Annotated in this window: 7 protein-coding genes; 2 read left to right on the plus strand and 5 right to left on the minus strand. The window is 58.5% G+C overall.

The annotated features are described in order from the left end of the window. Positions 1-15: 15 nt before the first annotated feature. The 4 genes from mnmH to ACN0RV_RS13315 all read right to left on the minus strand — a co-directional run bounded on the left by mnmH (position 16) and on the right by ACN0RV_RS13315 (position 4,255). Entirely contained in the window at positions 16-1,110 is a 1,095-nt protein-coding gene (gene mnmH, locus ACN0RV_RS13300) for a tRNA 2-selenouridine(34) synthase MnmH (RefSeq protein WP_417348187.1), read from the minus strand. Next, a complete protein-coding gene (gene selD, locus ACN0RV_RS13305) occupies positions 1,110-2,147 on the minus strand; it encodes a selenide, water dikinase SelD (RefSeq protein ID WP_417348189.1) in 1,038 nt (345 codons plus the stop codon). The genes mnmH and selD overlap by 1 nt, the downstream gene beginning before the upstream one ends. Positions 2,148-2,276: 129 nt before the next feature. Next, positions 2,277-3,140, minus strand: a complete 864-nt coding sequence (locus ACN0RV_RS13310; RefSeq protein ID WP_417348191.1) for an alpha/beta fold hydrolase — start codon at positions 3,138-3,140, stop codon at positions 2,277-2,279. A gap of 8 nt (positions 3,141-3,148) precedes the next feature. Continuing rightward, positions 3,149-4,255: a fatty acid desaturase gene (locus tag ACN0RV_RS13315; RefSeq protein WP_417348193.1), complete on the minus strand. Its 1,107-nt coding sequence runs from the start codon at positions 4,253-4,255 to the stop codon at positions 3,149-3,151. A gap of 144 nt (positions 4,256-4,399) precedes the next feature. Here ACN0RV_RS13315 and fabR point away from each other — a divergent pair, with 144 nt between their 5' ends. Further along, positions 4,400-5,035 (plus strand): HTH-type transcriptional repressor FabR, encoded by a 636-nt coding sequence (gene fabR / locus ACN0RV_RS13320; protein WP_417348194.1) that lies wholly within the window; start codon positions 4,400-4,402, stop codon positions 5,033-5,035. 34 nt (positions 5,036-5,069) lie between these two features. Here fabR and trmA read toward each other — a convergent pair whose 3' ends face one another. Next, positions 5,070-6,170 (minus strand): tRNA (uridine(54)-C5)-methyltransferase TrmA, encoded by a 1,101-nt coding sequence (gene trmA / locus ACN0RV_RS13325; RefSeq protein ID WP_417348195.1) that lies wholly within the window; start codon positions 6,168-6,170, stop codon positions 5,070-5,072. A 133-nt stretch (positions 6,171-6,303) separates the two neighbouring features. Between trmA and murI the strand changes: the two genes are divergently transcribed. Then, entirely contained in the window at positions 6,304-7,089 is a 786-nt protein-coding gene (murI, locus tag ACN0RV_RS13330) for a glutamate racemase (RefSeq protein ID WP_417348197.1), read from the plus strand. The last annotated feature ends 350 nt before the right edge of the window (positions 7,090-7,439 follow it).

Raw genomic sequence — 7,439 nt, forward strand, 5'->3', positions numbered from 1 at the left:
CTCGGGGCCGTTTTGTTATTTTGCTTGCTGGTCCAGCCATTGGTGAACCGCCTGGTGGTCACCGCTGAAGGCCACCCTCTCCCGGCGCTTCTCCAGCTGGTGGCGATACATGGGATCGTAGTACTGGCTGAGCAGGGCATCGATCCAGTGGCGGTGGGCATCCATGTTGCCATGCTGCTGGTCGTCAAACCCCTGCTCCATGGTGGCGCGCAGCTCCCGGTGACGCTCATCTCCCAGACGTTTCCTGATGCGATCCATGGCGCTGAGCAGGTGCTCTCTAAAGTTCAGGAACCCCTGCTCTTCACCGTCCCGCGCCATGAAGTCGGCGGCAATGTTGATGACATAGTCGCGAAGAATCCGCTCGATGCGATCCTGCTGACTGACCTCCAGTAGCACCAGAGGTGCACTCTGCATGCGCTCATGCATCTCGAGAGGCAATGACACCCGGCCGATCAACCGGCTCTCATCCTCCAGCACCAGGTGACGGTTTTCCGCCTGCTGGTGGCGCATCAGTTGCACTGCCAGAGCATTTTCAAAGTCGATCTGGCTCGGTTGTTCGGTAACCTGGCGGCCGAAGCTGGACCCCCTGTGGTTGGCCAGCCCCTCCAGATCCACCATATCCTGGCGCAGCTTCAGGAAGTCGGTCTTACCACAGCCGGTCATGCCGCCGATGATCCACATGGGGGTGGTGGCGGTGATGCTGTCGGTCTGTTCCATCAGGAAGGTGCGCATCCCCTTGTAGCCGCCCTCGATAAAGGGGCGCTCATGGCCCACTTCGGCGATCCACTGCTGGCTCAACTCGGAACGCAGTCCGCCGCGAAAGCAGTAGAGGATGGCATCGGGGTGGCTGTCGAGGAAGGCTTTCCAGGCCTGTTGACGCTGCACCTTCACCTTGCCCTGAACCAGCTTATGACCCAGTTCGATGGCGGCCATCTGCCCCTCGCGCTTATAGCAGGTGCCGACGGCCGCTCGCTCCTGATCGTTCATCAGCGGCAGATTGACGCTGTTGGGAAAGGCGCCCTTGGCGAACTCTACAGGAGCGCGCAGATCGATCAGCGGGCGTTCGGACAGCAGCAGCTCCCGATAATGGTCGGCACTGAGGCTCTTCATCACACCACCTTGACCATGGGGCCGGCTTGGGGAGCCTGGAGCTCGCCGATAGGGTGAACCCCCAGTCCGGCGGCGTGGAGAATCTCTTCCACCTGTTGGCAGGCGTGAGGCTCTACGGCCACCAGCAGGCCTCCTGAGGTCTGGGGGTCACACAGTAGGGTGCGGGTGCGGGTATCCAGCTCGGTCAGCTTATGGCCGTAGCTGTCGAAGTTGCGGCCTGCACCGCCGGGGATGCACCCCTGGGCCAGATAATGATCCACCTGGTCCAGCAGGGGCAACTTGTCCATCTCGAGGGTGGCGCTCAGGCCGGCGCCTTCACAGATCTCGGTGAGGTGCCCAGCCAGGCCAAAACCGGTGACGTCGGTCATGGCACTGACACCCTCGATCCGGGCCAGCTGTGCCCCCACTTTGTTCAGCTGGCACATGGCGTCTACGGCAATCTGGTCATGCGCATCCGCCAGTTTTTTCTGTTTCTGGGCGGTGGTGAGGATGCCGATGCCCAGGGGCTTGGTCAGATAGAGCTTGCTGCCCGAACTGGCGGTATCGTTGCGTTTGAGCTGAGACAGAGGCACCTGACCGGTGACCGCCAGGCCGAAGATGGGTTCCGGGGCATCGATGGAGTGTCCACCGGCCAGCAGGATACCCGCATCACGACAGGCGGCCCGTCCCCCTTCGATCACCTGTTGTCCCACCTCTGCCGGCAGCAGATTTACGGGCCAGCCGAAGATGGCGATGGCCATCATGGGCGTACCACCCATGGCGTAGATGTCGCTGATGGCGTTGGTGGCGGCAATGCGACCGAAGGTAAAGGGGTCGTCGACGATGGGCATAAAGAAGTCGGTGGTGCTGATGATGCCGGTGGTGCCATCCAGGTCATAAACGGCGGCGTCATCCCGGCTGGCGTTACCCACAACAAGACGGGCATCGTCCAGGGGGGTCAATTGGCTGGTCAGCAGGGTATCCAGTACCTTAGGGGAGATTTTACAGCCGCAGCCGGCGCCGTGGCTGTACTCCGTCAGTTTGATCGCATTGCTCATCTGGGGCTCTGTTGCTTGTGAATCTTTTAGTCAGGGGCAAGATAATACCCCAAGGGAGTGGGGTTTGGGGCTGCATGACAGGCAAAACCCGGAATTTTCCTGGCAGGGATGAGTAGAGTCGGTGAGTGGTCACTCACTCTCTCTGGCCTGAATCTGGTTACGAAAAGCCAGGTAATGCTGTAACACCTGCTGTGGGGCTTCCAGCTGTGGATAGTGGCCGACATCGTCGAGGGCCTCGATCCTGGGTTCGGGGACCCGCTCCCGATAGGCCTGAACCAGGCTGCGGCCTGAGATGGGATCCTGGGTGCCATCGATCAGCATCAGCGGGCAGGGGGGATGAGTCAGGGGGCGGCTCCAGCGCTCACTGAACTGACGGCGCTCGGTCATGTAGTGCAGCAGGGCCGGGATCACGCGCTGGCCATTGTTGTGGCTGAGCAACCGCCATAGGGTGTTGACCTTGCCATCCTCCAGGGGGTGAGCGCCCCAGATCCGCCTTAAGCTGGCACGGAAGCGCCGCTGCCCCAGGAACGGAACCAGCAGGGGCCCCAGCGAAGAGGCCAGTACCTTTTGAATCATCAGCGGCCGGTGCGCATCGGCAAACAGACCGCCATTGAGGAAGACACAGCTGAGATAGCGTTGGGGATCCCGGGCAAGCAACTCCTGAGCGACGGTATCCCCATAGTCGTGGGCCAGCAGATGGCAGCGCTGGATACCCAACTGACTGAGCAGGGCCTCAAGGATCTGAGCCTGGTCGGCGATGTGGTAGTCATGAGGGTGGGGCTTGCTGCTGAAGCCGAAGCCCAACAGATCCATCAACACCACCCGGTAGCGCTGACTCAGTTCCGGCAGGAGTTTATGCCAATCCCAACTGGCCGAGGGGAAGCCATGGATCAGCAGCAGCGTTTCTCCTTCGCCCTGGTCCAGGAAGAAGAGTCGATGTTCCTGATGCTGAAACCAGTCGCCCTGTGCTTGCCACTCCCTCAGCCGAGTCATATCAGTCCCTAGGCGTTAGCCAACTGTTGGCGCAGCTCCAGCCACTGCTGCTGCTGCTCCCTCAAACACAGCTTGAGCTCCTTCAGCCTCGTTTTGGCCGAGGCATCCAGTTGCGCCCGGGTCTGCTTCAGCAGTGCCTGCTTGGCTTGATAGTAGTCGCCCATCCGCTCGGCAACACTCTGATACTGCTGCTCAAGTTGCTGCAGCCATTCGTCGGAGAGGCCGCGATCCTGAGCCATCGCCTGGCTTCGCTTCAGCTGCATCTGCAGCTTGGCGGTTTCGATCCGCTCTGTGGGCACCTCTCTCAATCCGTTGGCCAGTTTGAACTTGGCAAACAGGGCAATGAGCCACTTGGTAGGATCGAAGTGGAACCAGCGGATGCCGTTACGCCAGTCATGTTCGAAGGTGTGGTGGAAGTTGTGGTAGCCCTCGCCAAAAGTGAACAGGGCCAGCACGCCGTTGTCCCGACTGGACTGCTTATCACTGTAGGGCTGGCTGCCCCAGATGTGGGCCAGAGAATTGATGAAAAAGGTGCCGTGGTGCATGGCGACCAGGCGCACCACCCCTGCCATCAGGAAGGTGCCCCAGATGTCGCCAATCAAGGCGCCGGCCAGCAGTGGCGTGATCACATTGGTGACCAGGACCAGCATGGCGTAGTGGCGATGCTGGAACATGACGATGGGGTTCTTCTGCAGGTCGCGGGCATTGGTGTAATCCGGCTCGCCCTGGTAGTTCCTGAGCATCCAGCCAATGTGGCTGTACCAGAAGCCTCGGCTGGCGCTGTAGGGATCCTTGTTGTCGTCATCCACGAACTTGTGGTGGCGACGGTGATCGGAGGCCCAGTGAAGAATGCTGTTCTGCAGGGCCATGGCGCCACCGATGGCGAGAAACCATTGAACGGCAGGGTGGGCGGAGTAGGCCTTATGGGACCAGAGTCTGTGGTAACCGGCGGTGATGGACAGGCCATTCCAGGCCCAGAACAGTAAGGCCAGAACCAGGGTTTCTGTTTGGTACCCCACCAGGATCCCGTGGAGTGGGGCCAGAGTCACGGCCGCCAGGGCGGTGAGGCTGAAGATCAGGGTATTGATGAGAATCAGTGGTGGCTTAGAATTCATCCTTGCGTCTCTTTGAGCGTACATCTGTGCGCTATTTTGGTGATCTTTGTCCAATAACGCAAGCCATGGTTGATCCAGCTCGCAGGTGAGCTTTGTCTCTATTCAAGTTAGAATGCATAAGTTTCTAATTAAGGGTAGTAAGTAATGGGGATTCGAGCACAGCAAAAGGAGCGCACACGTCGCGCCCTTCTGGATGCTGCGTTTAATCAGCTGAGCGCAGAACGCAGCATCTCCAACCTGAGTTTGCGAGAGGTGGCCAGGGAAGCTGGCATTGCCCCTACGTCTTTCTACCGCCACTTCAAAGATATGGAAGAGCTCGGCCTGACTATGGTGGATGAGGGTGGCTTGACCCTGAGGCAACTGATGCGCAAAGGGCGCCAGAGGGCCGAAGAGGGGGGCAGTGTCATCCGTGCGTCCATAGAGACCTTTATGGAGTTCATCGACAGCAACCCCAACGTATTCCGTTTGCTGCTGCGGGAGCGCTCCGGGACCTCGGCGGCGTTTCGTGCGGCGGTGACCCGGGAGATCCGACACTTTATTGATGAGCTCAGTGACTACCTGCAGGCGAAGACCTGTCGTCGCCCGGATCTGGCCTATGCCCAGGCGGAAGCCCTGGTGACCTTGGTGTTTGCCAGTGGTGCCGAAGCTTTGGATCTGAATAAGAAGGAGCGTCAGGCTCTGGCCGAGCGTCTCATCGTGCAGCTGAAGATGATTGCCAAGGGTTCGGAGGCGCTGCAGCGCAGTGGCCGGGAACCGGAACTGGAAAACCTGCCAAAATAAAAAAGACCGCCGGTTGGCGGTCTTTTTCTATTTGTCACTTACGCTCCAGCAGTACACCCGCTTCCATATGGTGGGTGTATGGGAACTGGTCGAACAGGGCCAGGCGGGTGACCTTGTGGGTTTGTCCCAGGGTCTGCAGATTGTCCAGCAGGGTGTCCGGGTTGCAGGAGATGTAGAGAATCTTCTCGTAACCCTGCACCATCTTCTCGGTCTCCTTATCCAATCCGGCCCGAGGTGGATCCACGAAGATGGTGTTGCAGTTGTAGCTCTTAAGGTCGATGCCCCGCAGTCGGTTAAACTCACGCACCCCATTCATGGCATCGGTGAAGTCCTCGGCGGACATGCGAATGATGGTGACATTGTCGATGTTGTTGGCGGCGATGTTGTGCTGGGCCGCTTCGACCGAGGGCTTGGCCAGCTCGGTGGCCAGTACCTGGTTAAAGTTCTGCGCCAGGGCCAGGGAGAAGTTGCCGTTGCCGCAGTAGAGCTCCAGCAGGTCACCTGTGCTGTTGCGGGTGCAATCAACCGCCCACTCCAACATCTTCTCTGCCACCTTGCCGTTGGGTTGGGTGAAACTGTTCTCAATCTGGCGATAGTGCATCTGGCGATCATGCACCTGCAGGGTTTCATCCACAAACTCCCGGTCCAGGCACCACTTCTGTTTGCGCGCCCGTCCGATGAAGTCCACCTTATGGCCTTCTGCGCGCCAGCTGTCGCGAAGTTCCCTGATTCCTTCCACCCAGGCTTCGTCGAGCTGGCGATGGTAAAGCAGGGAGATCAGCAACTCGCCGCTGAGGGTGGAGAGAAAGTCCACCTGGAACATCTTGCGGCGCAGATGCTCATTGGGGCGCAGGGCTTCCATCAGTTTGGGCATGAACTGGTTGATCAGTTCACTGGCCGGCAGGAACTGATCGGTGCGCACCTTCTCTCCCTGCGCCTGGTCAAACATGATGTAGTAGAGATCGTCGTCGTCATGCCAGACGCGAAACTCTGCGCGCATGCGGTAGTGTTGGGGCTCAGATGGAAACACTTCCAGTTCCGGAGCATTGAATGGGGCGAACATCGACCTCATACGCTCGCATTTTTCGGCTAACTGCTTTTCGTAGTTCGCCGGATCAAGGGCTTTCAGATCCATGTAGTACTCCGGTGTCTGGATTTAGAGAGGGGGAATTCTAACCAAGCCAAAGCTTAAGTCCAGTCCCCTTGGTAAATGGCGGGCTCTGTGTGAGAATCAACGCCTATTCCGGTATAGCAACAGTTCCCTGTCGATGAGCTCCATTCTTCTGTTTGATTCGGGTGTCGGTGGTCTCTCCATTCTGGAGCATGTCCGTGACGCTTTCCCTAAGTGGCCTGTCCACTATCTGGCGGACGATGCCAGGTTCCCCTATGGGGAGTTACCCGAACAGGAGTTGATCGACGGCTGTGTGGAACTCATTACCACCCTGGTGCGAGAGCTGAAGCCTGCCCTGGTGGTGGTGGCCTGCAATACTGCCAGTACCCTGACTCTGCCTGCCCTGCGCAGTGCCCTGTCCATTCCGGTCATCGGTGTGGTGCCAGCCATCAAGCCTGCGGCCGCGTTGTCCTATACAGGGACCATTGCACTTCTCGCGACGCCCGGCACTGTGTGTCGCAGCTATACCGATGGTCTGATCCAGGACTTTGCACCTCATTGCCGGGTGATTCGTCTGGGCAGCAGCGATCTGGTTCGGCTGGCCGAAGACAAACTGGCGGGGAGGGGGTGTGACAGTGTGGCCTTGCAGGCGGTGCTGGCTCCGTTGACCCTAGAGCCCTCTCTGGATGTGGTGGTACTGGGTTGCACTCACTTCCCTCTGCTTAATGAGGAGATTGGCCGGATCCTGGGCCCCCGGGTGAGGCTGGTGGATTCAGGCAGTGCCATCGCCCGGCGCGTCGGTACCTTGATCAGTGAGTCGGAAGTTACGCCAGGAACCGAACCAGGCAGCTACTTCTATACAGGATTCGGCCCCTCAAATGAGCTGTCGGCCGGTCTCAAGGCCCGAGGGCTGGTTTTATCGACTAAGGTCGCTGCTTCCTAAGCCGGATTGATGGAAAAGATCGCAAAGGATCTTTTTGATCCAAAAAGGGGTTGCGCCAGAAAATTCTCCCCCTATAATGCGCTTCCTGTCGACGGGGCAAAGCGGGTCATCAAACACCGCGCTGAGCAAAACATCGACACCCGGAAAAACCTTTGAAAATAGGGCTTGACGGGGGATGAGGAAAGCGTAGAATGCGCAGCCTCAGCAACGAAAACAACGTTGCACTGCTCTTTAACAATTAGTCAGACAATCTGTGTGGGCACTCGCGCAGGATTGATATCTCATATATCAATGTTGCACTGAGTGACTATAACAAGTTAATTCAGTAATTCATTGAGTCGGAATTTTCG

Source organism: Ferrimonas sp. (genome assembly GCF_048263965.1).
Taxonomy (GTDB): domain Bacteria; phylum Pseudomonadota; class Gammaproteobacteria; order Enterobacterales; family Shewanellaceae; genus Ferrimonas.